The organism is Mesorhizobium sp. M1A.F.Ca.IN.020.04.1.1 (assembly GCF_003997315.1).
Lineage (GTDB): Bacteria > Pseudomonadota > Alphaproteobacteria > Rhizobiales > Rhizobiaceae > Mesorhizobium.
On sequence record NZ_RZSN01000385.1, the window covers coordinates 1 to 1,093 of the forward strand.

2 protein-coding genes are annotated in these 1,093 nt (G+C 63.6%); both read left to right on the top strand.

Annotated features, from left to right (window positions below):
- On the top strand, window positions 1-157 hold a 157-nt coding region (locus EOA49_RS32990; RefSeq protein WP_164749392.1), incomplete at its 5' end, for an antitoxin VbhA family protein.
- A 68-nt stretch (window positions 158-225) separates the two neighbouring features.
- Window positions 226-1,093: Fic family protein (locus EOA49_RS32075; RefSeq protein WP_127243605.1), on the top strand; the 868-nt coding region annotated here is incomplete at its 3' end.

The window sequence follows — 1,093 nt, forward strand, 5'->3', positions numbered from 1 at the left end:
GCGCAAGAAGGCGACCGATCAGGCGCGCGCCGCCAATATCCGGCAGGGCTATACCTACGATCCCCTCCTCGAGGAGGCGACGGCCGCCTATGTCGCCGGCGACATCAGCCGCGACGAATACCGCGCGCGCGTCGTGCGGCCGGCGCAGCGATCCTAGCAAACTCTGCCTCATAGAGGCGATCAGCCGCCTGTCATCAACAGGCGGCTTTTTTATTGAGCGCGCCCATGTCATCCGACGATACCCCGAAAGGATCGTACTTCTATCCCAACACGTCGGACGATCCCGATCGTACCGACGTGCTGCGCAACAAGTTCGGGATCCGGTCGCATTCAGAGCTGCGCACCGAAGAATATCGCGCCGCCGCGTTTCGCATGGCGGAGATCGCCGAAGGCGATGGTCCGCAAGGCCGCTTCGACAAGGAGCACCTGAAAGCGGTTCACGGCCACATCTTTCAGGATGTCTATGAATGGGCCGGACATACGCGCAACCAGAGCCCGATCGTCGACGGCGAGCGCATGGAGCCGATCGGCGGCCTCTCCAAAGGCGACACTTCCTTCCTACCGGGTTCGCGCATCGACATGGGGCTTGACGAGGCATTGAAGCCGATCCGCGATCCGGAGGTTCTGCGAGCTTCGACGCCGGAGCAGTTTGCCGAACGTGCCGGCCAGGTCATGGCCGATCTCAATTATGTGCATCCCTTCCGCGAGGGCAATGGTCGCGCCCAGGAAGCGTTCATTGCCGAGTTGGGTCGCGAATACGGCCACGACGTGGATTTTGCCGTCATCACCAGGCCGCGCATGATCGAGGCGTCGATCGAGACCACGAACGACCCGTCCAGCCCGACGATGAAGCACGTCATCGAGGACGCGATTGATCCGAACCGCCGGGAGGCCCTTCGCGCGGCGTTTTCCGACCTCGAGCAGCGCGGCGAAAACCCGTATGAGCACAACGTCCGCACAGCGCGCCCGGGCGAGGAAATCACCGGCCAGCTGCTCGGGCATGACGATCGCGCTGCCAGCGTCGTCACGGATGACGGCATTGTCGCCGTCGATCGCGCTGACCTGCCGGAACGTTTGCCGGACGACGAGGCGG